Here is a 230-nt window from a genome sequence, read left to right on the forward strand (position 1 = left end):
TCAGTTTAAACAAGGATGAAAAGTCATGACTAACCTGGCTGAATTGAGAAAAAGTGAATCCCTGCAATATGAGTTTGCATTGGGAACAGGGCGTACCGTTGCTAACCTGCTATCGCGTACAAAGGATTTACATGGTAATACCGATGTTTTCAACGCCATGGCAAGTACCGGTTCGAGCGCTAGTCCGGTTAAGTGGTTAGGTGAGGATGAATTCTTAGAAGCAAGTATTA

Annotated in this window: 1 protein-coding gene; it reads left to right on the forward strand. The window is 43.0% G+C overall.

Annotated features, from left to right (window positions below; all coding sequences use genetic code 11):
- Positions 1 to 25 precede the first annotated feature (25 nt).
- A partial coding sequence (locus tag NLF92_RS13880; protein ID WP_254102864.1) for a hypothetical protein occupies positions 26 to 230 on the forward strand: 205 nt, incomplete at its 3' end.

This window comes from Opacimonas viscosa (assembly GCF_024199005.1).
In the GTDB taxonomy this organism is placed as follows: domain Bacteria; phylum Pseudomonadota; class Gammaproteobacteria; order Enterobacterales; family Alteromonadaceae; genus Opacimonas; species Opacimonas viscosa.